The sequence below is a fragment of the Phytobacter sp. V91 genome, assembly GCF_965644225.1.
GTDB lineage: Bacteria > Pseudomonadota > Gammaproteobacteria > Enterobacterales > Enterobacteriaceae > CBFFRJ01.
Genome location: NZ_CBFFRJ010000083.1, coordinates 1 through 23,383, shown reverse-complemented (window position 1 = coordinate 23,383; position 23,383 = coordinate 1). Strand labels below are relative to the sequence as shown.

At 51.1% G+C, this 23,383-nt stretch carries 24 protein-coding genes and 2 pseudogenes; 7 read left to right on the top strand and 19 right to left on the bottom strand.

Going from position 1 to position 23,383, the window contains the following annotated elements; genetic code table 11:
- Positions 1 to 74 precede the first annotated feature (74 nt).
- Positions 75 to 344 (bottom strand): annotated as a pseudogene (locus ACSZO4_RS16815) (phage/plasmid replication protein, II/X family); the annotation flags it as partial.
- 168 nt (positions 345 to 512) lie between these two features.
- Here ACSZO4_RS16815 and ACSZO4_RS16810 point away from each other — a divergent pair.
- From ACSZO4_RS16810 to ACSZO4_RS16800, 3 genes are all read left to right on the top strand, one after another.
- Complete coding sequence (locus tag ACSZO4_RS16810) at positions 513 to 695, top strand: hypothetical protein (RefSeq protein WP_437890169.1); 183 nt, start codon at positions 513 to 515, stop codon at positions 693 to 695.
- A gap of 88 nt (positions 696 to 783) precedes the next feature.
- Positions 784 to 1,206, top strand: a complete 423-nt coding sequence (locus ACSZO4_RS16805; protein ID WP_437890168.1) for a hypothetical protein — start codon at positions 784 to 786, stop codon at positions 1,204 to 1,206.
- 70 nt (positions 1,207 to 1,276) lie between these two features.
- A complete protein-coding gene (locus ACSZO4_RS16800; RefSeq protein ID WP_437890167.1) occupies positions 1,277 to 2,242 on the top strand; it encodes a hypothetical protein in 966 nt (321 codons plus the stop codon).
- Between the two features lie 167 nt (positions 2,243 to 2,409).
- Here ACSZO4_RS16800 and ACSZO4_RS16795 read toward each other — a convergent pair whose 3' ends face one another.
- The 9 genes from ACSZO4_RS16795 to ACSZO4_RS16755 all read right to left on the bottom strand — a co-directional run bounded on the left by ACSZO4_RS16795 (position 2,410) and on the right by ACSZO4_RS16755 (position 10,949).
- Positions 2,410 to 2,613 (bottom strand): hypothetical protein, encoded by a 204-nt coding sequence (locus ACSZO4_RS16795; protein ID WP_437890166.1) that lies wholly within the window; start codon positions 2,611 to 2,613, stop codon positions 2,410 to 2,412.
- Positions 2,614 to 2,617: 4 nt separating this feature from the next.
- The gene (locus tag ACSZO4_RS16790) at positions 2,618 to 3,850 is read right to left on the bottom strand and encodes an MFS transporter (protein WP_437890165.1); all 1,233 of its coding nucleotides are present in this window, start codon (positions 3,848 to 3,850) and stop codon (positions 2,618 to 2,620) included.
- A 5-nt stretch (positions 3,851 to 3,855) separates the two neighbouring features.
- Complete coding sequence (locus ACSZO4_RS16785) at positions 3,856 to 6,282, bottom strand: TonB-dependent siderophore receptor (protein WP_437890164.1); 2,427 nt, start codon at positions 6,280 to 6,282, stop codon at positions 3,856 to 3,858.
- A 152-nt stretch (positions 6,283 to 6,434) separates the two neighbouring features.
- Positions 6,435 to 7,427, bottom strand: a complete 993-nt coding sequence (locus ACSZO4_RS16780; protein WP_437890163.1) for a FecR family protein — start codon at positions 7,425 to 7,427, stop codon at positions 6,435 to 6,437.
- Positions 7,414 to 7,929, bottom strand: a complete 516-nt coding sequence (locus ACSZO4_RS16775) for an RNA polymerase sigma factor (protein ID WP_437890162.1) — start codon at positions 7,927 to 7,929, stop codon at positions 7,414 to 7,416. The genes ACSZO4_RS16780 and ACSZO4_RS16775 overlap by 14 nt, the downstream gene beginning before the upstream one ends.
- Before the next feature lie 17 nt (positions 7,930 to 7,946).
- Entirely contained in the window at positions 7,947 to 8,228 is a 282-nt protein-coding gene (locus tag ACSZO4_RS16770) for a VF530 family DNA-binding protein (protein ID WP_437890161.1), read from the bottom strand.
- Positions 8,229 to 8,341: 113 nt separating this feature from the next.
- Positions 8,342 to 9,118 (bottom strand): hypothetical protein, encoded by a 777-nt coding sequence (locus ACSZO4_RS16765; RefSeq protein ID WP_437890160.1) that lies wholly within the window; start codon positions 9,116 to 9,118, stop codon positions 8,342 to 8,344.
- Between the two features lie 148 nt (positions 9,119 to 9,266).
- Positions 9,267 to 9,980 carry a GNAT family N-acetyltransferase gene (locus ACSZO4_RS16760; protein WP_437890159.1) on the bottom strand — a complete coding sequence of 238 codons (714 nt, stop codon included), beginning with the start codon at positions 9,978 to 9,980 and terminating at the stop codon, positions 9,267 to 9,269.
- A gap of 27 nt (positions 9,981 to 10,007) precedes the next feature.
- A complete protein-coding gene (locus tag ACSZO4_RS16755) occupies positions 10,008 to 10,949 on the bottom strand; it encodes a LysR family transcriptional regulator (RefSeq protein WP_437890158.1) in 942 nt (313 codons plus the stop codon).
- A gap of 130 nt (positions 10,950 to 11,079) precedes the next feature.
- Between ACSZO4_RS16755 and ACSZO4_RS16750 the strand changes: the two genes are divergently transcribed.
- Positions 11,080 to 12,495 carry an MFS transporter gene (locus tag ACSZO4_RS16750; protein WP_437890157.1) on the top strand — a complete coding sequence of 472 codons (1,416 nt, stop codon included), beginning with the start codon at positions 11,080 to 11,082 and terminating at the stop codon, positions 12,493 to 12,495.
- Between the two features lie 43 nt (positions 12,496 to 12,538).
- Here ACSZO4_RS16750 and ACSZO4_RS16745 read toward each other — a convergent pair whose 3' ends face one another.
- Positions 12,539 to 13,039, bottom strand: coding sequence for an Lrp/AsnC family transcriptional regulator (locus ACSZO4_RS16745; RefSeq protein ID WP_437890156.1), 501 nt, complete (start codon positions 13,037 to 13,039; stop codon positions 12,539 to 12,541).
- An 83-nt stretch (positions 13,040 to 13,122) separates the two neighbouring features.
- On the opposite strand from ACSZO4_RS16745, the gene ACSZO4_RS16740 reads away from it, so the two are divergent.
- Positions 13,123 to 14,298, top strand: a complete 1,176-nt coding sequence (locus ACSZO4_RS16740; protein WP_437890155.1) for an MFS transporter — start codon at positions 13,123 to 13,125, stop codon at positions 14,296 to 14,298.
- A 119-nt stretch (positions 14,299 to 14,417) separates the two neighbouring features.
- Here the strand turns inward: ACSZO4_RS16740 and ACSZO4_RS16735 are convergent, their stop codons facing one another.
- A complete protein-coding gene (locus ACSZO4_RS16735) occupies positions 14,418 to 14,831 on the bottom strand; it encodes an ASCH domain-containing protein (protein ID WP_437890154.1) in 414 nt (137 codons plus the stop codon).
- Between the two features lie 83 nt (positions 14,832 to 14,914).
- Here ACSZO4_RS16735 and ACSZO4_RS16730 point away from each other — a divergent pair, with 83 nt between their 5' ends.
- Both ACSZO4_RS16730 and ACSZO4_RS16725 read left to right on the top strand, forming a co-directional pair.
- Complete coding sequence (locus ACSZO4_RS16730) at positions 14,915 to 16,186, top strand: lipase family protein (protein ID WP_437890153.1); 1,272 nt, start codon at positions 14,915 to 14,917, stop codon at positions 16,184 to 16,186.
- A gap of 13 nt (positions 16,187 to 16,199) precedes the next feature.
- The gene (locus ACSZO4_RS16725; RefSeq protein WP_437890152.1) at positions 16,200 to 16,622 is read left to right on the top strand and encodes a GNAT family N-acetyltransferase; all 423 of its coding nucleotides are present in this window, start codon (positions 16,200 to 16,202) and stop codon (positions 16,620 to 16,622) included.
- A 40-nt stretch (positions 16,623 to 16,662) separates the two neighbouring features.
- On the opposite strand, the gene ACSZO4_RS16720 is transcribed toward ACSZO4_RS16725, so the two are convergent.
- From ACSZO4_RS16720 to ACSZO4_RS16690, 7 genes and pseudogenes are all read right to left on the bottom strand, one after another.
- Positions 16,663 to 18,216, bottom strand: a complete 1,554-nt coding sequence (locus ACSZO4_RS16720) for a diguanylate cyclase (RefSeq protein WP_437890151.1) — start codon at positions 18,214 to 18,216, stop codon at positions 16,663 to 16,665.
- Positions 18,217 to 18,431: 215 nt separating this feature from the next.
- Positions 18,432 to 19,650: pseudogene (locus tag ACSZO4_RS16715) on the bottom strand (diguanylate phosphodiesterase).
- Between the two features lie 292 nt (positions 19,651 to 19,942).
- Positions 19,943 to 20,737, bottom strand: a complete 795-nt coding sequence (locus ACSZO4_RS16710) for a hypothetical protein (protein ID WP_437890150.1) — start codon at positions 20,735 to 20,737, stop codon at positions 19,943 to 19,945.
- 15 nt (positions 20,738 to 20,752) lie between these two features.
- Positions 20,753 to 21,970 carry an SGNH/GDSL hydrolase family protein gene (locus tag ACSZO4_RS16705; RefSeq protein WP_437890149.1) on the bottom strand — a complete coding sequence of 406 codons (1,218 nt, stop codon included), beginning with the start codon at positions 21,968 to 21,970 and terminating at the stop codon, positions 20,753 to 20,755.
- Entirely contained in the window at positions 21,888 to 22,421 is a 534-nt protein-coding gene (locus ACSZO4_RS16700; protein WP_437890148.1) for a hypothetical protein, read from the bottom strand. Before ACSZO4_RS16700 ends, ACSZO4_RS16705 begins: the two co-directional genes overlap by 83 nt.
- Positions 22,421 to 22,693 carry a tail fiber assembly protein gene (locus ACSZO4_RS16695; protein ID WP_437890147.1) on the bottom strand — a complete coding sequence of 91 codons (273 nt, stop codon included), beginning with the start codon at positions 22,691 to 22,693 and terminating at the stop codon, positions 22,421 to 22,423. Before ACSZO4_RS16695 ends, ACSZO4_RS16700 begins: the two co-directional genes overlap by 1 nt.
- Positions 22,650 to 23,249: a hypothetical protein gene (locus ACSZO4_RS16690; RefSeq protein ID WP_437890146.1), complete on the bottom strand. Its 600-nt coding sequence runs from the start codon at positions 23,247 to 23,249 to the stop codon at positions 22,650 to 22,652. The genes ACSZO4_RS16695 and ACSZO4_RS16690 overlap by 44 nt, the downstream gene beginning before the upstream one ends.
- Positions 23,250 to 23,383: the final 134 nt, after the last annotated feature.

Genomic DNA, 23,383 nt, shown 5'->3' with positions numbered 1-23,383 from the left:
ATACAGCTCAGCTAAGGTAAGGCTAATACAGATAAGGACTCCACTGAACCCCACCGATTAAATCGCACCTTCCTTAACATCAATCCCTGCATATCATCCGAGCCGACCACAGAATGCCCCTGTAAAAACTTGGATGGATTACCATCGATATACAAATGAGTCGCTTTACCCTCACCGTTTGATCCTACAGATCGAACCTTTAGGGTTGATTCATGTGAGCCGCGCACAGTCAATCGCTTAACGGTTTCCCACTCGATTGCACCGTCAGCATCAACGCTGACGACACTACCCGCCGGAAGCGGTTTGTGTGTGCAAGGGAAAACCCCGGTAAGCCAATCGATCAAAATAAATCCTTAAAAATGCAAAAATGAATACTTATTAACACATGAGTTCACTAGTTCATTTGAATTGTTACCTTACACTTATGAACTAGTGAGTTCAAGAGGCTTGGAAGGTATGAGTTCATGAGCGTGTATACTCTTTTCAAATCTGGTACTAAAAGAGCATGAGACATGGCAAAACGTACGACTTATAACGTGACGGAAGAAAGAAAGATGAAACTTGAGCGTCTGGCTATAAATGCCAGCGTAAAACTAGGAAAAACAATCACATGGACAGAGATTTTAGGTTATCTAATTGATAATTATTCTAAAGATGCCGCAGAAGATTTAATGTCTTCCAAAAACAAGGGATGAGTACCACGAATGGTACAAACGTGCAGTATTACCTACACTGCACGTTCCAGATTTGAGTGATTTTTGAACATATCAAAAGGACGATGAAATGAGCAGAAATAATGATGCGGACGCCGTTGTACTGGTTTTAGGCGGTGTTGCCATTTTCTTCTTAGCTATTATGGCCTGGCTGATGAAGACATTCGATGTTGAATGGCAAACAGCTCTGGAAACAGCGCCAAACCTGATTTTTTGGCTTCTTGTTGTCGGCGGCGGGATCTTTTTCGGGATCAAAATGGAAACAGGCCTTGTTCGCTGGGGTACACCACTGGCTATCGCCTTTCTGATTCCGGTATTCAAACCAATTCTTAAGGAAGCAGCTGGAGTACGTGAAATGGGTGGGTTGGTTTTCGATGATATGGTTTCGTGGTACGGGACCGGCTGGGGAATGTCTCTGATGTTCTTCGGGATTCTTATCGTTGGATACGGGCTCCTTTATTGGTGGCACAGAAGGAATTCTTATTACTGGTAACAAAATAGCCAAATTATTTCGATAAAATCAGAATTACAAAAGATGCTTTTACAATTTAAGGATAAATAATATGTCAGAAAGAAAGTTCATTACTGAATTCGGAATGAATATGCTTGGCGCCAGGCATGTATTATTGCAACAAGAGCACTTGGATGATGTGAATGACATTAATAACCCAATATACAAGGATTTCTCACCTCATATTTATTTCATATGCAGGCGACCAAGAATTACTTTAGTTCCTGAGTCGGTTAAGTTTACGGAAAGCGAAGTTACAGGATTATTTAGGAAGCAGGTTAAAGATAAATATATAGATATTCCCTTTGTCACTAAGAATCTGCTAGAGACATCTAATGTCTCCCTAGAGTGTGAGTACCCCTATACCGAATTTAAAATCAGGGATGAAAACAATGATGTAATATCCGAAGGTAAATCTGTATTGCTGATGTTGTCGTGCTTAGGATATGAAGCACAGGAGCATATTGATTTAGAGATTATCTATATAGGTCAATCATTTGGGTGCGATGGTGACCGTAGCGCAGCAGATAGACTAGCAGCTCACTCAACGTTACAAAATATCTATGCGCAAGCGATGAAGAATACTCCTGATCAAGAAATATGGTTGATTCTCACCGATTTTGAGAACCCGTATTTACTAATAAGTATGGATGGTCGTTCTGAAAACTATGGGACAACATTAGAAGAGGATGACCAACATATAAATAATGTACTTAGCAATGAAATAACAGCGCGACAAAGAATTAATTTCACAGAGGCAGCATTAATTAGATACTTTAGCCCTGAATACAATAAGATTTATAAAGATACATTTCCTAGTCCAGCACATGCAACATACTCTGAGTGTTATGATCTAGACTTAAATTCAGTGTCCGTCGAATTACAAACTGAGAAACTCTATACTAGAGTTTGGTCCAAAATAATTAAACCAGATTATATTCATTTTTGCACATTCCCTCTTCATTCTAAAAAAGAACGGATTTATATGTTCGACATCGCCAGACTAGGCGGAGAGTAACATAAACGCATTATATTTGGTTCGCACAATGACGTTATGCTAAAGAGGCCGCTGCGGGATTCGATTTTCGCAGCGGCCTTTTCAACATAACGAGTCGTACATTATGCGCACCAATGATGTAGTAGCTCAATACTAATGTCTATTTGTGGACATTGGCCTCATTCTCATCATTCAGCCAGACGCCTGCATTGCTGCCTTATTCCATTAAATACACTTTCCACAAGATTTTGCGGGAACTGATTCGGCAACAAGCGTTGGGTTCTGTCCGGCATATTAAGCTGGGGAAAACGAATAAACACCATCGGCCACTGGCTAATATCAAAAATCTCGGTGTCAGGATTTTCACCGTCGTAAACGTTTTTTGAACACATATTCTTATTCCTTTTCTTGCACAGAAGTACGCAGTAATCCAACAACAACCAGCAGCGCCATCGCGCCGCCCACATAGAACAACGGCCAGTTAATCAACGCGACCATTTGCGAAACGGCAATCGTCGCCAGCGTGCTGGCAAAACGCCCCACCCCATAAAACATGGCATAGTCGGTTGCCGGTTGATTGCCCCGTGACCAGCCCAGAATTCTGGCGCTTAGGACAACGAAAATGCCGCTGACCGCGGCCCCAATACCGATAGTGCCCGCAACAGCAATCCAGGATTGAGTGAAGAGATAGCCCAGGGTCATTGCCGCCAGCGCCAGTATCCCCAGGCCGGTAAATATCATCATCGCCAGGGGCAATCCATAGCGACGCATCAGTGGCGCTGATATCCAGGCGGTCAACAGCATGGTTATCGGCCCTAACGTACCGACAAGACTGCCGATCGTTTCCATTGGTACGTTTAAATCGACTAACATCAATCGATTAAGCGCAGATAGTGGAAATATCACGCAGCAGGTCAATGTCAGCAATATCAGCCTCCGGCGCTGAACCGGATTGCGCAGTAGCTTTTGCAGACTGGCGCCCTGTTTTTTCTGCTCCTCCGTCTTTGCCGAATGCGATGTCGCTTTGCCGAGAAACAGCGCCGGTACCATCAACAACAGCAGCAATGCGGCATAACTCAGAAAAATGGCTGTCCAGCCTAACGGGGGGTACAGCGCCACAAAGATCCCGCCGCCGATCATCGCCCCGATGGAAAGTGCCGCCAGTTTGCAGGCTGCGGCACGTGGTCGCCAGCCTGCGCTGATACGTTCAACGGCCAGCGCATCCAGGGCGATATCCATGGTCGCCATCGCAAATGCGACCAGCAGACCCAGCGTAAAGAGCAGGCTCAGCGCAGCGCCCTCCAGCAGCGCAACCGTTGCCACGCTCAGCACGCAGAGCAGTTGCATCGGTACGATCCAGGCCAGCTCTGGTACTAAAAACGGCGGCCGCCAGCGATCGATCAGCGGAGACCACAGAAACGCCACGCCAAAGGGCAGATAAAGCGCATATAGCCACCCCACCGCCCCAAGGCTCATTCCCTGAGCCCGCATAATGGTGGGAAAACCGCCCTGAATCAGCCCGATGGTCATACCAAAGCTGATGTAAAGCGCGCTAATAGCCAGCAGGACAGCCAGTTGTCCGTTGTTATCAGGGACCCTACCCGTATCCGGTTGCAGATTTAGGTTCATCGGCATCACCAGCGGTAGTTAACGGACAGATTCACTACACGCTCGTTGCCGTAGTTGCAGAAATTGTTGGACATGCAGGTAACATACTCTTTATCAAACAGATTATTCACACTCAGTCGGGTACTCAGACCTTTAAGCGTGGATGAACGTTTGCCAAAATCGTAGCTGAGCGCGGTATCAAAGAGCGTGAACCCCGGCACATCAAGGCGGGCGGCGTTGGCCGTGTAGACATTGGGCGAATAGCCCCCTACGGTTTCCCCGACATAACGCGCGCCTGCGCCGATCGTCACGCCTTGCAGCAGCCCCTGATGGAAGGCATAGTCCGCCCACAATGATGCGGTGTAGTCTGGAATACCGATCGGGCGCTGACCCACATCAGACGCCAGCCCTTTCTCCACTTTTGCTTTGGTGTAGGTGAAAGCGCCGGTCACATTGATGTTGTCGTTGACCGCCATTTTGGCTTCAAACTCGAGGCCGCGTGAACGCTGCTCCCCCGTCTGGTACGAGGTATAGGCGTTAGCATAAGTCACCACGTCTTTCTGGGTGATATCAAACCAGGCCAGTGTAAAGAGCGCATCGAAGCTGGCTGGCTGATATTTCAAGCCTATTTCCCGCTGCTGCGCGGTGGTCGGTGTAAATGCCCGGCCGTTACTGTCGCTGCCGGTAACCGGCAGGAATGAGGTTGAGTAGCTGATGTAGGGCGCAATGCCGTTGTCAAAGTTGTAAATGACCCCAACTTTGCCGCTGAAGGCATCATCTTGCTGGACGCTACGCGTGCTGGCTAAGTGGTTATCCGTACGGGTGCGGGCATTGTCATAGCGCCCGCCGGTAACCAGAGTCCAGTTTTCAAAATCAATCTGATCCTGCAGATACAATCCTGACTGGGTAATGTACTGTTTTTGATTGCTAATCCGCGTAAGCGTCAGGTTGTTTGCCACACCGTATACCGGGTTCAGATAGTCAATTGATGGCGCTGCGCCGTAATCGCGGATCTGTGTCCAGGTGGATTCCTGATAGTCAAAGCCGGAGACGAGAGTATGTGAGAAACGCCCGGTATCGAATTCCGCTTGCAGTTGCAGATCGGAGGTTACGCCGCGTAATGTTTCATCAGTACCAAGTGCATAACGGGATATAGTGTGGCCGTCCGCCGCCAGAGCAGCGGTTCCAAGACTTTTGGTGACGGTGGTCAGATCGAGATAACGCAGTTTGTGGCGTACTGTCCAGGTGTCATTCAGCCGGTGTTCAAACTGGTAGCCTACCGTCGTCTGGGTACGGCTGAACTCATCATATTCGGGATCGCCGTCGTTAAAATGACGCGAGATCTGCCCGGCAGGGCTCGACCACAGGCTGCCGACGGTGGGTAATATGCCGTAGTAGCCGCCTTCCGGATCGCGCTGATAACTCAAGTTAAAGGTGAAAGAGGTATCAACATCCGGGATCCATGTAAGCGTGGGTGCGACGAAAAAGCGTTCCTCTTTGGTGTTAACGACCTGCGTGTCCGACTTTTTACCCAGCGCAATAAGGCGGTACAGCACTGTATTATCGTCCGTCAGCGGCCCGGTTGAATCCAGCCCCAACTGCATATGTTTATGGCTACCGTAGAGCATCTCTACCGAATGCTGAGACTCGCTGGACGGTGCTTTTGACACCGCGTTAATCAGCCCGCCGGGGTTAACGCCGCCATAAAGAGTGGAGGACGGGCCTTTAAGAAAATCAATGCGCTCAATGGCATAGGTTTCAATCTGTGGGATAGCGTAACCGCCGCCGCGCAGCAGGCGCAGACCATCCAGATACTGGTTACCATCGTTCGGCGACCCGAAGCCGCGAATATAAGGTAAGTCGTAACGCGATGCCGATCCCCTGACTTCCGCCGCCACACCCGCCGAATAGCGCAGCGCCTGGCTCAGACTTTGCGCCCCCTGAGCATCCACCTGCTCGCGGGTGATCACGCTTACCGACTGCGGTGTTTTCAGTAGTGGCGTATTGGTTTTGGTTGCGCCCGCACTGTTACTGGCGACATAACCATTCACCGGTCCGAGTCTGCCGTTACTGCTGGCTTTGACCACAATGGTATCGCTGGCTGCGGCGTTTGCTGACAGGGTGAAAATTTGTAGCGTGCCGTCATTGCTGAAACGGTAGCCCAGTCCGCTGCCGCTCAACAGCGTGCTCAGCGCCTGGTCTACGCTCATTCTTCCCTGCACGGGTCTGCCCGTCTCCGTGATCGGCTTGTCTTCGCGGAATACCACGGACAGGCCGGCGATTCGACCAATTTCATTAACAGACTGGATAACCGGTTTTGCCGGCAGATTAAAACTGAATTGCTGTGTCAGCAGTTGCTGAACGTCAGCAATCGCCGTACTCCTTCCTCCTGCGCATACCAGCAACGCCGATGCAAGCGTATAGCCCGCAGGAGAGAGTTTTTTCTTATTCATGAACGCGCCTTATTCTGTTCTGACAGTTCGATTAAATGGAAACAATAATTATTATCATTTTCACTACTATCACGAACGAGAAGGCTTACCACTGAACCTGAAAAATGCGTTTTTTATTAAAAAAATCACAACATATTGTAAATGAAAGATTTTTACTCTGAGATTATCACCAGGTAATTTGTCATTTTATGCATTCTGAAGCCCACGCTGGCCTGCAGTGCGTCCAGCGCTTTATCCGTATCGGCCAACGAAAAGCTGCCCGTAACACGTTGTTCCGCCAGCGTCGCCGAAGGCATAATGATCCTCCCCTGACGATAACGTCCGACCTCTCGCACCACGTCGGCAAGACGGGCTCGGTAGAAAGTAAAGCGACCAGCGTGCCACCCCATCGCATCCTGGAGATCGACTTTTGTCGGAGTCTCAACGCCCTGCTCACTGAAGGCCACTTGCTGGCCGGGTTTGATAATGGTTGCCTGCGGCTGGCCGTTGCTGCTAACGGCTACACTGCCCCGCGCCAGGGTAACGACGGCGCTATTGTCCAGCAACCGCACATCAAACTGCGTGCCCAATACACGTACATTTCCGGCTTCAGTCTCAACAATAAACGGCGTGGCGGATGAGACGACATCGAAAAATGCGCCTCCTCGCAACAGATGAACGCGACGATGCTCTGCTGTGATATCAACCCTGAACGCGCTGTCCGCATCCAGCAGCACTTTGGATCCATCCGCCAGGGCCACAACCCGGCGCTCTCCCCTGGCGGAAACCTGATCGGCGGAGAAATTCTCAATCCATGACGGATTCTGCAACCATCCTGCCGTCAGCAACAGCAGCAGCATACAAACTGCTCCGCCAGTTGCCATCCTGCGCCTGCGATTATGCCGATGGCGATTGTTATCCATCGCCGCCAGATACTGCGCCAGGGTATCAGCTTCTTTGTCAGCAAGTTGCTGGCCGGGAACGGCAGTGTCCTGCCAGACGGCCTCAATGGCGATCCAGGCTTCTTCATGCGCAGGATGACTCAGCCGCCATCGATGACAGGCTGCCCGCTGAAAGCGTGATGGATTGTCCTGCAAAATCAGAAACCAGCGGCGTGCTTCGGCACGGATCTCCGCATCTGAAGGAACGGGGTTAGTCGGCATCATTCACTCCCTTTAGCGATGGCTCTTCACAGGCTGCAACGGCGCGCGCCATATGTTTGGCGACTGCCCGCGATGATATGCCCATCACTTCGGCTATCTCAGAAAAACTTCGCCCGTGCACCCGGTTTAGCAGGAAGATATGCCGCGTTTTTTGCGGCAGAGATGCCAGCGCTTCATCAATATGGCGGAGATTTTCCTGTGCGCAGACGATTTCATGCGGGGATACGGATTGCTCCTCGCCCGACCCGGCAGCAATATCATGCAGGTAACTCCCCCGGGTTTTCTCGGTACGCAGATGGTCAATGGCGGCATTGCGTGCGCAGCGGCTCAGATAAGCGGCTGAATTACCTTTCCACTCATCGGCTTTTTCCAGCAGGCGTAAAAAAATATCCTGCACCAAATCGCTGGCGGTACTGCGGCACCCCACCCGGCGGCTAATCTGGCGTTCAAGGCGTTTGTGCTCAATGAGGTATAACGCAGCAAGCTCCCTGTCTTTGTCTGCCATTAGACAATCCCCTTTTATTACTCCGCCCGATCGTTGTTGCGACTCTGCCAGTTACCCCATGGATTTTCGGCATCTGCGGCAGTCTCGTCTTCAAGGGAGTCAATATAAAGCGCCTCTACCTCGCTGCGCGCCCAGGGCGTGCGACGCAAAAACTTAAGGCTGGATTTAATACTCGGATCATTTTTAAAGCAGTTAATGCTGACGCGCTTCGCCAGTTCACCCCAGCCATATTTTGCCACCAGGGCGTTCAATAACGCTTCCAGGGTAATACCATGTAAAGGATCTTTTGCGGCATGCATTGAGGGTTTCCTGCGCGGGGACTAAATTGCGCACACCATACTGGCTCTTTTCGCTGTGCGCAATACTGAACAGGCGGTACAGCCGCAGAAAGCGGGCTGTACCTTATCCACGATTAACGGCTGGCCGCCAGTGAAAACAAGCTCAGGGAGGAGATTTGCATCCGCATAGAGGAAATTTGCTGTTTTTGCATCGTCAGCAGTGCATCAGTAAATACCGTGTCTTTGCTGTTGCTGCTGGTTTTACTCGATATCTTATTGACCAGGTTTTGCTCAAGATCGGCGGAGTATTGCGCCTGCTCTATCGCCGGCAGTTCACGATAATGGTTCAACAGCTCAGCGTAAGACTTTTTATAAGTGCCGGTGGCGCCGATCTCTTTTTGCGCAGAGCTGATAAAGCTCTGTGTCCACTTATCTTCCTGAACGCCAATTTCTTTCAGAGCGGCGCGTCGTTCATTTACGGTAAATGACGATCCGTCATCGTAGGCAATCAGGGAAAGCTGTTCACGCTGCATACCGGCAAACGGGTTGGTCGTTTTGCCATTGAGGAAGTCTGTCGCTTTGGTCGCTAATTGCAGCAGTTCAGTGCTGTTGGTATCCGGTACTTCCTGATCGTGTTTGGCTTTATTCTGCGTGTAGACCGGGCCATCAATCACATTTAATAGCGCTTCCGCCATCGTTTGCAACTGAGCACGGCTGCTGGTGGCATCACGTTTTTCCGCGCGGGTTGCGGCGTCACTCAGCAGACTCGCCAGGCTGGAAAAACTGGTCTGGGTGGCGGTACTTGCAGTCGTTGTTTTTGCCGATGAGGTCGATTCGTTCTTTTGCGCCGTTGTTGTTGTAGAGGTATAGCTAATAAGGGGATTTTGAGTATTGCCGGTTTTAACTTGCATTAATTATTCCTTTTGCATTCCGAAACGGATCCTTGCCCGATGAAATCAGAGCATTGCACTGTAAAACGACATTCTCAGCATAAACTTTATGCATAAATCCCCTTCCCCATATTTTCTGGTAGGGACGCACTGTTTCGTACTCAATTCCTTACAGGAGGAACCTGTCCAGCTTGTGTTTCTGGACGCCGTGTTTATCCATATTATCCTCGCCCAGCCACGTGGATATCGCTGCTGAAATTGCTGGCCATTCACGATCAATAATGGAGAGCCAGTCCGTATCACGGTTGCGTTGTTTCCGGGTCATCACCTGCCGAAATCGCCCTTCAAAAGTGAAACCGATTCGCTCGGCCGCTCGTCGGGAAGCGGTGTTTAACGAGTCGCAACGCCAGGCCACCCGACGATAGCCCAAACCAAACGCGTGGCTGAGCAGCAGAAAAAGAGCTTCCGTTCCCGTCACCCGCCGCTGCATTAACACTGACCAGGTCACATGACCTATCTCCAGTGCCCCATTGCTGGTGTCAATCGCGCTGTAACACACCACGCCTGACGGCTGATTACGCATTTTGTCGATCACCGTATAGGGAACCAACTGAGGATCCTCGATTTTGTGACTGACCCAGGCCTGCATTTGCTCCACTGTTACCGGTTGTTCAGCACCCAGCCACGTCCAGTCACGATCGTCCTGCGCGGTGGAAAATGCGTTAAAAAGCGCCTCGCTATGCGCGACTTCAAGGGGGATCAACTGGCAAAACCGGCCGTTTAACACCTCGCCCGCAGGCAGAGTAACGGGTTTCCAGTCAGGTAGCGCCTCGCCAACGGGTTGGCCATATTCATTAATACAGTGCGCAGCATTCATCATCATTTCCTTATTGTTCGACAGCAGGAACCGTTAGTCAGACGGACATTCAGGAGCCTGCTGCCTGTCAGCCACTAAACGCTGGCACATATCGCGCATAAATTGCCGCAGCCAGCGATGGGCAGGATCCACCTCTGAGCGCGGATGCCACATTTGCGAGATGGTAATACCCTGAGTTTTAACGGGTAACTCAAAAATATGAAAGGCTTCGGGAGCCGCAAGGTTGAGCAGAAAAGAAGCCGGCACCAGGGCGATAAGATCGGTACTGCGGGCTACCGCCAGGGCGGCCGGGAAACCAGGAACAATGGCGGCGATTTTACGCGTTAAACCCGACTCTGCCAGCCCGGTATCAACGGGGCCATGCAGCGCTCCCCGGCGTGATGCCACCACATGACGATAAGCGGTATATTGTGACACTGTCACCTTATTTTGTTGCGCCAGTGGATGCGTGCGCCGCACCACGCCCACAAAACGGTCCCGGAACAACGCCTGAACGCGAATTTCCGGCCCCATTTCACCTGCAACGCCAATCTCAAGATCCACTAACCCTTCCCGCAGAGGCCGGGCACTTTTTTCCGGCTTTCCGCTAAACCGCAGGGTGATACCCGGCGCAATAGCCGCCGCTTCGGCAATTAACATCGGCCCCAGCGCTTCAACAAAACCCTCGTTTGCGCGCAGGGTGAATAACTGCTCCAGCCCGGAGATATTCAGCTCAGGTGCCGTAGGGCGTAACAATGACCGGGCTTCAAATACGGCGTTTTGCGTCCGTTCCCGAATGCTCTGCGCATAGGGTGTGAGCACCATATTGCGCCCTGCCCGCACCAATAGCGGGTCGCCGGTGGTCTCTCTCAGGCGGCTTAAGGTTCGACTCATGGCAGAAGCGCTGAGATGTAAGCGGCGGGCTGCACCGGCCACGCTTTTCTCCGCCAGCAGCGCATCGAGGGCGAAAAGTAGATTGAGGTCCGGTTCAGTCATTGTGCAAAGCATCCTGGAATAGTCGTTCAGATATGGCGTCTGGTGCAGGTTATAAGTGCAACTGCTGCGTCTTCCGCCTTGTATATCCCGACAGTATAGTTTGAGCAGATGAATTGACGCAGAGGTTTGGATGGAATTATTTACTGATAAAGCGGGCGATGAAGGTTTACCTGCCCGGGAACGTTTTCTGGCGATGGCGGCGGTGATGACCTGCACTACCATGGCGGTGTTTGACGGCTCGATGGTCAATATCGCCCTGCCGCAAATTGCCGCAGCACTTCAGGTTTCAGCGGCGGACGCGGTGTGGGTCGTCAATGGCTACCTGCTGTCAGCCGCCATGACGCTCGCCATCTTTTCGTTCCTGGCCGTGCGCACCGGTTTTCGCCGATTATTCAGCGCCGGTTTGCTGCTCTTTACCCTGTCCTCTCTGGGCTGTGCGTTATCCACCTCGCTCGACATGCTGGTTATCATGCGGGTATTACAGGGGATCGGCGGAGCGGCAACGCTGAGTATTGCTCCGGCCATCCTGCGCTCAATCTTCCCCAATCGGTTACTGGGGCGTATTCTCGGGGTCAATGCTTTACTCATTGCCGGCAGTACCGCCATTGCCCCGGTACTCGGTGGTACTTTGCTGAGCGCCGTGGGCTGGCCGCTGTTATTTGCGCTTAATATTCTCCCCGGCCTCCTTGCTCTGACTCTGGCCTTACGCGTGCTTCCGGCAAAACGAAGCCCTGTATCCGGTCCTTTTGATATTCAGGGCGCATTCTGGTCTGCCATCCTGCTGGGTGCTTTGATCATGGGTTCAGATGCTTTTGCTCATCTCAGCAACCAGCATGTTGATGCTCTGCTTAGTGCCAGTTTTTACGCCGTAATTGCGGCAATCGCCGGGCTGATGTTTGTCCGTCGTCAGCGGCGGGCAGTAAACCCGCTGTTACCCCTGACGTTATTCTCTTCATCACGATTTTCCCTGGCGGCGTTGACTTCGCTGGCTTCATTTGTCAGTCAGGGGATGACCTTTGTCGCGCTGCCTTTTCTATTCCAGAGCGTGTATGGCTACAGCGCTTTTAGCTCCGCGCTGTTGTTCACCGCCTGGCCGGTGGGCATCATCATTGCCGCGCCTCAGGCTGGACGACTGGCAGATAAATACTCATCCGCACTGATATCTACCTTTGGCTTAGGTCTCTTTGCTCTCGGTCTGATGTTACTGGCCCGGTTGACGGATCCGGCAGCCTGGTGGGATATCTGTCTGCGCGGATTAGTTTGTGGGCTTGGATTCGGCTGCTTTCAAAGTCCGAATAATCGGGAAATGCTCGCCAGCGCTTCCCGGGAGCACTGCAGTTATGCCTCTGGCGTGCTGGCCATCATGCGTACCTTCGGTCAGTGCCTCGGTGCGGCATTTGTCGGGGTTATTCTCTCTTTACTGACCGACCAGGCTCTGGCCATCCGGGTGGCTTTGTGGGTAGCCACGCTGGCGACAGTCGTCGCCATTATATTGAGCGTCAGTCGACTGAAGTCGGCAAAAAAGATGAGCGAACACAAGGCGTAATCACATTCATGCGCAGACCTAAGACATCGCGGCGATCTATAAATTAGTCAGGAGAAGGACCACGCTCCAGGAAAGTAGAGAGTGCGATATAGCTGCGAACAGAGCGGACGCCTTCAACGCTCTGGATCTCCATCAGAAAATTCTCGAGGGATTCGGTATCAGCGGCCCTGACTTTTAGCAGTACGCAACCATCACCGGCAACGGTATGCAGTTCCTCAACTTCGCGGCGGTTGGTGAACTGAAGAAGAGCTCGCGTCGCATGATAGCTACTGGTATCAATCACGAGGAAGGTTAATAACGTCCGACCAAGTTTGCAGCCATCCAGTATCGCAACCGTTCCCTTTATCACTCCATCACGCTTCAGTCTCTTCACCCGATCGTGAACAGCAGGGGCTGAAAGATTCACAATTTCACTGAGTTCGGTATAACTTCGCCCGGCATTTTCGGCTAAGGCGCCTAATATTTTTCGGTCAATTGCATCAAGTTCCACTGGTTTGTGCTTCATATGCTTAACGCCATCTTTTTCTTGATCAGACATGCCCATTTAGCTTCACTCTCAGAATAATAATATGAATATAATTAATTACACCTTATACCATTCAGCAATAGATATTAAACGGAGTTGTAATGCCCATCGCACTTTTCGCCCTCGCCGTCGGCGCATTCGGGATAGGTCTGACTGAATTCGTCATTGCCGGTATTCTCCCGCAAATTGCCGCTGAATTTGCGGTCAGTATCCCGTCCGCCGGATCGATGGCGACCTCTTATGCACTCGGTGTTTTTGTCGGAGCACCTCTGATGACGGTTGTGGGGGCCCGCATTCCTCGTAAAACCACGCTTATAGCACTGGCGATCATTTTTACCCTCGGTAATGTCATCACCGCGATTGCGCCAACGCTGTCCATTGCGATTACAGGACGCGTCATCACATCCTTCAATCACGGTGCCTTTTTTGGCATTGGATCGATTATCGCCGCCTCGTTGGTTGCTCCGGGACGGCAGGCCAGTGCCATTGCCTTTATGTTTTCAGGATTGACGCTGGCTAATCTGGTTGGCGTTCCGGTCGTCACCTGGCTTGCTCAGACCTTTAGCTGGAGAGTGGTTTTCTGGGGCATTACGGGTATCGGTCTGCTGACAATCCTGAGTATCGTTCTGCTGATCCCTCATATTGAAAAAGGGAAGCCTATCGCCCTGAAAACGGAACTACGTGCATTTGTCGATCCACAGGTTCTGCTTGTTATGGGGATTACTGTCTTCGGACCGGCGGCCTTTTTTACTTCCATTACCTACATTGCTCCGATGATGACTGAGGAGGCGGGTTTCTCCGCCAGTGACGTCGCCGGGCTGATGGTGCTCTTCGGTCTTGGGCTGGCGGTAGGCAACTGGTTTGGCGGGCGCTTCGCAGATCGTTCGCTGTTTGGCACGCTTTTCGTCACACTTGCCGCACAAGGGGCCGTGCTCTTAATTTTCTGGGCAGGTGTGAAAAGTCCGCTTATCGTAGGAGCATCGGTATTCCTGATGGCGGCATTCGGTTTTGCAACTGTCTCGCCGATTCAAAAATTAGTAATGGATCGCGCCAGCCAGGCGGGGGCTCCAACAATGGCAGCGGCGGTGAACATTGGCATGTTTAACCTGGGTAACGCATTGGGTGCGTGGGCCGGAGGGGCGACCATTGCCGCAGGTTTTGGCTTTGTTTCGCCAAACTGGGCCGGAGCCATCCTGTCATTTATTGCTCTGGGGCTGGCTTTTCTTGCCTGGCAAAGCGCCCGAAAAGGTTATGCTCTGAATGCCCGTTCATGTTGAGAAACTGAGTTAACAGCGCCTTGAGCCCATAAATACACTATACGGACGCCCGTCGATTACAGAGGGCGTTCGCTTTTTGATCCTGTATTCTGCTTCATCATGACTGCATTAACCTGACATCAGATGCTCTGTACGATTTCGACCAGCTCGAACTCTTCGAATAAGAGCTCCATCTCTTCAGAGAAATTGCCCTCACGGGTAAAAAAGGCCTGATGCCCACGTTGCCAGTAACTCAGGCTTAAATCACCTTCGCCCTCTTTGCGCGCCCGCTCCGCGGTGACCTCATTAAAGCGTACCAGACAAAGCGTATTGATACGGATCACGCAGACCGGCTCCCCTGATCCATTAAGAAGTATGTTGTAACTACCTATTTGCGGTAACGGGTCATTATCGGTATAGCTGGCAAAGGCGCTACAGGTGGCGGTCTTGACTCCGTTAATCACCAGGGCCACGAGTTCATCTGCCATCTCAGGCGAATCACCAAAGGCCCATGACACCGCGCCAGGATAGCGTTCTTTTAATCTGTTCAGCATTGTTCTGTTGCTCCTTTTTAATTTTCCGTATTATGCATCAATAACATACAACGAGCAGGAAATTCATCCTGAACACTTACCCTATGCTAACTATCAAAATGTTACTACGCCACACGCTGGCCGCCCTGCTCCTGAGCGCCGTTCCTGCATCCGCACTGGCGGATTTACCAACCGGCCCGGATGTCTGCGATAGGCCATTATCCCCCTTCTATCGCTGGGATTCGTCTCTTCCCGCAACGCCCGGCAAAATGCTGCGTGAAGAGCCTATGACGGCCCAGGCGCAGATAACCGACGCCGCGGTGATGCGCCGTATTCTCTATACATCCCGGGATGTCCGCTGGAATGCAGGCATTATTCCTGTCTCCGAGACGCTGTATCTTCCCAAAGGAACTCCTCCGACAGGAGGCTGGCCGATTGTTGCCTGGGCGCACGGTACGCTGGGAGTGGCGGATGTCTGCGCCCCATCATGGACAACGCATATCCCTCGTGATGCTACCTATATTAATCAATGGCTAAAGCAAGGCTTTGCCGTCGTGGCGACCGACTACCAGGGACTTGGTGGCCCCGGACCTCACCCTTACCTGATCTGGGAAGCGGAAGGCCGTTCCGTTCTCGATGCGGTACGTTCCGCTCTACAGGCTTACCCTGAGCGTCTTGCTAATCAGCTCATTATTAGCGGCCAGTCACAGGGCTCCGGGGCATCGCTGGGGGCCAGCCGTATTGCCCCGGACTATGCCCCGGAGTTAAACCTCCAGGCCACGATCGCCACCAGCGTGGTGGTCACCTTTCCAGATGGTCCGGTGAAGCGGGATAATGCGCATCAGCATAAAGCCCCGGCCCGTTTCGATATGCTCCGACTGCTCGGGGGTTCTCTTCCAGATAACGGGCCTGCGGCAGAGACCCTGGTGACGGAGCAAGGCCGGACGTTACTGGCGATGGCGAAAACATCCTGCGTACGGGATTTGGGGCAGTTCGAACGCGGCCAGCACCTTGATGCTGATACGGCCTTTGTGGGGGGCAAAGCGCACATTGATGCCGCGCTCACCTCCGTCACCGATATGCGTCAGCAGCGATTTCCTGCGCCACTGTTTATCGCAACGGGCCTTGCGGATCGTACCATCGCGCCACGCCAGCAATACGCGGCGGTGGCCGCTATCTGTGCCCAGAATGATGCCGTGGAATGGAAGACTTACTCCGGGATAACCCACAACGGAACCGTCAATTCGGCATTTGCCGATGAGCTGGCTTTTGTGCGCAGTCTACAAAGCGGTAAAGCCCCGCGTAACGACTGTTCGTCGCTGGTCGTACCGGGTAAACCGGAGGCCCGTGCGAAAGATATTATGTTTAACGATTAAAACGGTGACAGTCATGTTTTTACAGGTAACAACCGAGGTTAGCGAGCAGGATCAGGAAGAGTTGCTGAATGGTTTGCGAGCGTTCAACACGCCGTTTATTCATAACCGCCAGTGGGGGCCGCTCGGCGTCTTCTGCCGTGATGCCGAAGGAACAATGACCGGGGGCCTGATCGGCAGCCGTAAAGGAGAATGGCTGTGCATCAGCTATTTATGGGTAAGTGAAACGGTACGGGGAACGGGCCTGGGCACCGAGCTGATGCGCGCGGCAGAAAAGGAAGCGGTACAACACGGCTGCCTGAACGCGATGGTTGATACCTTTAGCTTTCAGGCTCTCCCCTTTTACCAGAAACTGGGGTATCACCTTAAAATGACGCTTGATGACTTCCCGGAAAAAGGTATTCAACGCCACTGGCTGACCAAAGTGCTGGATGCGTAACTCTGAGCCCTTCTGCCAGTAACAAGCAGAGGGCTCAGGCTTATTCGGTCGTCGCCAGAGCGCGATCCCGACCCTGAATTTTTGCCAGGTACAGTGCTTTGTCTGCCCCTTCTTTTAAGCGATTAGCGTCATCTTCCGTGCCGGAACCGATCAAGGAGAAACAGCCTGCGCTGATGGTAACCACTTTATTATCCGCAGCGGATTCCGCATGGGGGATTTTTGCCATCCTGACGGCAGTCACCGCCTGGCGCGCCACAAACAGCGCCGCTTCCGGGCCGGTGTCCGGCAGAATAATGGCAAATTCTTCGCCACCGTAACGGGCAATCAGATCCGCATTTCTCAGTTTCATTTTCTGGATGATTTCACCCACCATACGCAGACAACTGTCACCGGCAACATGGCCGTAAAAATCGTTGTAGCGTTTGAAGAAGTCAATATCCATCATCACCAGAGAAACGGGCTTTTTGTTCAACGCCGAGGCCTTAAGGCTCTGGGTCAAAAACAGATCGAACTGTCGGCGATTAGCAAGCCCGGTGAGGCCATCCGCCAGCGCCATCAGTTGCAGAGTATGGTTAATACTGGTCAACTCATCCCGCAGCACCGTCAGCTCAGTTTGATTTTTAACGTTCATCCGCACCTGACGAAAGACAATGGTCCCCATTAATAATGTGCCGCAAAGCAGCAAGGCATTAAGGATCAAGTCCGGCAGGCTGTCTTTGAACCAGCGATTCCACAGCGCAGGCTTGTCGTAACCCGCCGCCACCACCAGCGGATAGCGCTCAAGGCGGGCAAATCCGTAAATACGCTCAACGTGATCCAGCGTCGACACCCAGGTGGCGTTACCCCGATCTTTTCTGGCCAGTTCACGGGTAAACAGCGGGCTGGCGGAAAGATTACGGTTGATAATATCGTCGGGGAATGGCCGGACATAAAGCGCGGTGCCATCGGTAATCAACAGCGCCAGCAGGTCACGGTTTTCCAGCTCGAAGTAGCTGTAGAAATGACGGAAATAATCCACACGAATGGTCGCCAGCACCACTCCCGCAAATCCCCCCGCCACGTCGCTGATGCGCATGGAAACCGGGATCACCAGTTCGCCGGTTGAACGGCTGCTGATCACCTGCCCGATATGCACATTACTGTGCCCGTTGCGGCGATGATAAAGAAAGTATTCCCGATCGCTGTTATTGGTTATCTGCGGAAAATGGCCCAGCGCCGTGGCTTTCATATTTCCCTGCGCATCATAAATAAACAGGCCATGCAGTTGTGGCAGACGGTCTTTTAGATCGGCGAGCAGGGTGTCGAAGTGTTTAGTGTCAATTGCAGAGACCCCCTGTGCCGGAATACTGCGGCGAATATCACGCAGCGCCAGTTCCGCCTGCAAAAAGGTATCTTCTGCCTGACGGGCCTGAGAGACGGAGAGGTTGATGGCGCTGCGTTCAGTATCCTCAATAGCGCGTTCCCATGAGCGGGTTAACGTCCAGCTGCTGGTCGCCACGCCGGCGAACAATAAGGCGACCATAAAAAAGGTGATGCTACGACCCAGGGAGGAGTCCAGCGCGAGCGCGCCCGAAATATGTTTGTTAATCTTCATGTATTCTCCCTTGTGTAGACATCCAGCTTTTCCAGTTAAGCATGAAAATATGCTGATTTATAAGAAAATTAAGTCTGGAAACGCGAAAGTATGATGGTGAATATCATTTTCAGCGAGAGAGTGATTTTCTTTGCGTGATTTTATTCTGTCGACCACGGAACCCGTCGAAATAAAAAAAGAATAAACGGGGTAATCTCCCTCTTCCCGACGAGGGATCAGTCGTCGATTTTCTGGGGCCAGTTGATAGCAGAGACGCCGTTAAGAACGGGGCGGGCAAACAAAAATCCCTGAAAACGTTCAATGCCCGCCGCTTCAAGCCAGCACCACTCTTCTATCTTTTCCACACCCTCTGCCACCACGGCTATTTGCATTTCTGCGCAGCAATCAATAATCGCTTTAACAATGGCCTGTTTTGGCCCGTGCTTATGAATGTCGGTGACGATGGTGCGGTCGATTTTCAGTTTGTCCGGCTGAAACTTCGCCAGCAGTGACAGCCCTGCGAAACCAGAACCAAAGTCATCAATGGCCAGGCCGATCCCTGCCGCGCGCAGTTGGCGGATGGCAGACGTAAATTCATCGTAACTGGAAATCACTTCATCTTCCGTCACTTCGACGATCACCTGTCCAGGATCGAGCTTATTGCGGGTGATATGATCCAGCAAAATGTCCACCGCCCCCGGAATTTTAACCAGTGACATCGGCAGCAGGTTAATCGCAATTTTATGATTTCCGATACCCAGTTGCCTCACCATCGCCAGCGCCCAGCCTTTGGACATCAAATCAGCTTCATGCAGTTTATTGAGTGGGATCGTGGCGAAGTATTCCATTGGGCTGCCGCCATTTGGCCCACGAATTAGCGCCTCCAGCGATGAAATATTGCCGCGCAGAGGTTCAATAATCGGCTGAAAGGCAAACTGGCAGGGCTGGTTATCCTGTGGCGGAGCGCTGATATTGATAAAGGGTGGTTTTTTGTTATTCAGAGACCAGCGGCCTGGGGTAATAACTTTCTCCGGGGTCCTGTTCTGCGATGAGGACAAGAAATTACGAATGAACTTATAGACCCGATCATTACGCACCAGATGGTATTTAAGTGTGCCAAATCTGAGGATTGAGCGCAGAACCTGCCCCGGCTTATTGTCCCTTAAATCAAATAACACCAGCCCATGATTTAAGAAGCGACGCTGAGGGGCAAAATCACGCATTAATTCCACCACATTGCCATGGCGGATATCGCGGTTAATACGCTCAAAGACTGCGTTCACGGCAGCAACAGGCCCTTCAAGCACCTGCATAAATTGTTTGCCATCAAACAACAATACGCCAGTGACATTGAGTTCCGTATTACGGCGGCTTGCATGCTGGGCCAGCGCAATCAGTTGAGGAAGTATCCAACGCATGAGAGAGTCGGCTACGGTAAAGCAAAGTCGCTAACAATGGATACTTCCTTCAAAATTAAGTCCACACAAACAACAGGTATATAAAAAAACTATGGCATCATTGTAGCAATGGTCAGACGAGTCCCGTTCACCGATTAAGCACTTTAAACAGGCTGTCTTCTGCTGCTAGCCAGGGGCACCGGTCAAAAATCAACAACTTACAAAGCCGTTTTTTACACTCCACTGTAGCGAGGCGAAATTTTCTGCACTGAAAAACGTTATTTTTTGCATAAAAAATCCGGCATAGAAAGCCGGATTATGCATAATGCAAAAATAATCACCACATAGTGTCAGGACCACAAACCAAATCGAGGTCCAAATGTGCCTTTCAGCCAGCGCTCATTTGCAATGACTCCACTTGATCCCAAATCCTGGTTGAAAATAAGCACAACACTCACTGCTGAGATTCCCAATAGCTCTGTGTCGGAAACTGAGGTTCCAATTCGCAAAGTCTTTTCTGTCTCTACATGGCGAGGGTATGCTGGTGTCCCTGAATTCAGTATCGAGTAATTAGCATCATTAACCGGATCGTAGTAACCCACCCCTACATACTTCCCTTCAACAGGCGTTACAAGTCCATAAGAGATAAGAAGGTGCTCAACATCCAAACCTGATGTCTCGCGATTTGCTGATGGTGAAGACGGAGAATAATCACCGAATTGTGTAACTCTGGTGTTACCGCCTGTTGCAAAAGCACGTAACGTATCCCCTCTGGCTGCATTTCCTGTTGTAGCGTCCTTTCTATAATTAGACACGATAACGCCGCTTTGTGAGCTAACTGAAACTGAAGGCAGTGAAATTGCCATAATTGCGAGAGTTTCAGTCGATGGCAATCCAGTATCATAATAATTACTGTGGTCCAGAGCGGCATATTTTTCACCGACAACCGGATTCCCAACTCGTGTTAAAGGGAGCGCAAGGTTGGCATAGTTCAAAAGCGGGCTTGCTGTCTGATTCGAAAGGAAATAAGCACCAACAAGTCCATTCCTGTAGGGAAGTTCACCGAATATTTTATCGACAATAAATTCAGAAATATTTCTGTAATCACGAGGAGGTAGAGACACTCCAAGATTAACCGCAGGCATCGTAATAACCTCTTATTAAAGTAGAAACTCTTTGCAAGCCAGATGAGTAAGATAATTTGCTCCAACACTGGTTAAATGCAAATTGTCGTAATACATACCTGCGTCGCGAGCCTTAGCCCATACAGGCATAAATGCACTGAAATCGAACCATTCTGCTCCGTATTTTTTAGCCACCCGGATAGTGGCATCACGAATGTCTGCAATAGGAATAACGTAGCCGCTGTTACCCTGAGAAGGGATTACAAGAACGATGCCCATGTCCGGGCATGCTGCTTTCCATGCATTAACCCAGGCATCCAGGGATGATTCAAACAGAGACAAGCCACCAGTTCTTCGCGCATCATTAGTGCCAATACACATGAAAAGCACATCCAGGTCGAGCTGTTGAGCCGTATAAGCGATATAAGGCAGCACTTTTTGATAGCCATCAGCTGTGATGCCGCCATTGCCTAACTTATTAACTTCAATCCCGTTGCCACTTCCTTTTGCAACTAAATTTAACAGACTGACTACACCAGTGTTTATAGATGTATCAATCTCGATCGTATGGACAGAGAGCGACAGGCCATTAATTATAAGGGCTTTGGCACTGTTGGTGCCTGCTCCTGTAACAGCCGTCCATTCGCCTCCGTCAATTCGATAACGGAAAGCACCTGATGTGTCCCAGTAGTTTATGGTGATTGAAGTTGCGGTAATATTACCGTAACTAAGTGTGGCGACCGTACCTGAAGTGAAGATGGCCATTCCATCCGGTCCACACCCATAAAGAGGATGCTCACTTGTGGCTGATGCGTCATATGAAGACCAGCCAGATTTTGCGATTATGATGTCACTCATTTGCTGACCAGACGCGCCTGCAGGGCCACCCGTATCAATACCGAACTGCAACAATCCATCGCCCGCTTTATTGTATTCACTGGCTAAAATATCCAGCATTGCCTGTGGTAAATGGGGCCATTCAGTCCAGCTGTCCCCAGTCCAGCCAGCCTTACAATAAGCTGATACAGACTGATTGAGCTTTGACCGCTTGGCTGACCAGCGCCATAGAGAAGCCCCATTGGAGAAGGGTTTATTTTCTTTCTGAAAATTCAGATTATCCTGTAAAAAACTCAATAAGTCCGGTCCAACACGGCGAGTGTCAAAGTCACCTTCATTTAAATAGACGGACTTCGGAAAATAGCTCAGAGTTGTTAAAGATATACTCCACAAGGTTGCTGGATAGTCCAAAAGCATCCAGCAAACCCTCATTTAGAAAAACAGGAACATTGCCATCAGTATCAACGAATAATGCAACCAGATTATTTAACTGTTGATATTGGGGCAACATTCGGTCAATAGCTGCTGTACCGATGGCTCGGGCTACCAACAAAGGAACGCCGGAGTTATTCTTATAGTAAAGAAAAGAATTATCATCGTCGGAACCTTGAGCAACACGAAATGCCTGCCCGGGTGATGTCGCTGCGATCCCTGCGATAGTTCCATCCGGGTCAGTTGGTGAAACATAAAACGTGTACTCCCGGTAATCGGGAACTGACTGAATAGCTGCTCGCAAGTACCGGGTTCTGTTGGCCAACTGAGTAGCCTGAACATTCAGCACACCGCCTGCACCGGCCTTTGCACGGTCAGCCTCTTCGAGTTGATGGATCCCGGATTCCCAGGATGGTGTTTCTGGCAGGGTAGCCATTATTTACCTCCCTCTTCGGTAGCCTGAGGGCCTGCTACTGGCCATTCAATATTTGGTGCTAAATCCGTATTCACCCGATACAGCTGCACTCGGTAAGTCTGAAGACTAGTCAGCAATGACTTATCATTGTCTGCTGCCATCCCCAAATTAACCGCATCCTGCAAAATGGAAATATCCGTGGATGCTTTCGTTAATAGCGCCGCTTTTTGTTTATCCGCACTCGCGACTTCACTGGCATGATGTGCATTGACATCCGTTATCGGAATAAACAAACAGCGGCTTTCCGCAATGCTTCATGGCGTAGCGATAAGCGTCGGCCACTGCAATGACACTCTCAGAAAGAGCCAGGCTCCAGCCCGTAACAAAGCGTGTCCGGCCATCAATAATCAGCGTCAGTTCCGGGGTAAATGGCCGACCATGGTCAGGGTGTGAGACCTTCATTTCCAGCGACTTACCATCCGCAATCCAGCAACCGTTAACAGGCATTAATGACCAGTCACGTTTCTGGAAGCACTCAAAGGCCAGCGCCTCAGACCCACTGACTCGCCCACGGGCTTTCTCTCGACGGGGCAGCTTCTCCATGGCGCGGCGAACGGCATCATAAGAGGGGCATGCTGCTGCCATTGCTGGCTGATCTGAATAGACCCGAGACCACTCGGCCTGAAAGTCACGGTATGCCTCTTTCAGGTTCGGACCTTTACGGCTGCGCCAGTGTGCGAGGAAGTCAGGGAGCCATTTAATCTGCTCTGGCTTTTTCGCTTTAAGATGACCGGGTGCCAGCATGGCCAGACGCTCAACTCCAGGCTTAGTGGTCTCAAAAATGCTCAACCACTCCTGTAGCGCCCGTGTACCCACACCCGAACGGTTTGCCCCTTTGCGGGCATTAGGCTGTGTCCCTTAATCACCTGAGTTATAGTAACTGTCTTTTTCAACAACATATTGAACTATGGCTCGCTACGATA